Raw genomic sequence first — 698 nt, 5'->3', positions numbered from 1 at the left:
GACGGTACGTTTCGCGCTACGTTCTGCCCGCTCGGCGATGTGCTCCACGTTGGGCGCCCGAAAGTCGAGGGGCCGGTGCCCGAGGACATCGCTTCCATGATGCATCTGATGGAATTGATCGAGCGGTACAGGGATCCATGCGTGCGTGAAGGGCTGGAGCCGAGCGCGGCGATTGTCGAGGAATGCGATACGGCATTGCAGCGCTGTCTACAACTGTTGAACGATCGCCTGCATGGGGTGGGACATGGAAATTGACCAGCATCTTGCGGTGGCACAACGCATCGAGCGTTCGCTGCAAAAGTGTGGTCCGGCGGACTACGAGATGAAGATCGAGGCCGCGATGCTCGCTGGCACCCATTGGCTGAATGCTGCGCTACATCGGGAAGGCGTCACCCGACCAGAGGGCGATGTATTCCACACCTACCTGCTCACGATCAACGAGTTTCGTCGGCTCTGTGTGGCAGGCGACGCCATGATGCAGGCGCTTGCTCAGATCGAAGACCTTCGTCCGGCTTTCGTTCGCGGGAACCGGGCGGGTGGCGAGAGCGCCGCGGAGCAGGCGCTCGAACTGCTGTCGGTCATTCGCACGAAAGCGGCGGCAGCCGACTGAGCGTTCAAGACGGATTGGTTATTCAAAGGAGATGACGATAGTGAAAGCAGTGCGCGTAATACCGACTCCGTCGGGCGGCAAAGTGGAG

At 60.5% G+C, this 698-nt stretch carries 1 protein-coding gene and 1 pseudogene; both read left to right on the top strand.

What is annotated here, in order from left to right; all coding sequences use genetic code 11:
- A pseudogene (locus tag AWB68_RS50680) lies at positions 1–255 on the top strand (hypothetical protein); the annotation flags it as partial.
- Complete coding sequence (locus AWB68_RS45815) at positions 245–610, top strand: hypothetical protein (protein ID WP_087650528.1); 366 nt, start codon at positions 245–247, stop codon at positions 608–610. The pseudogene AWB68_RS50680 and the gene AWB68_RS45815, both read left to right, overlap by 11 nt.
- Positions 611–698 lie beyond the last annotated feature (88 nt).

The sequence above is a fragment of the Caballeronia choica genome (genome assembly GCF_001544535.1).
GTDB lineage: Bacteria > Pseudomonadota > Gammaproteobacteria > Burkholderiales > Burkholderiaceae > Caballeronia > Caballeronia choica.
Note: the sequence above shows the minus strand (reverse complement) of the source record. Positions and strands in the feature narration are given on the sequence as shown.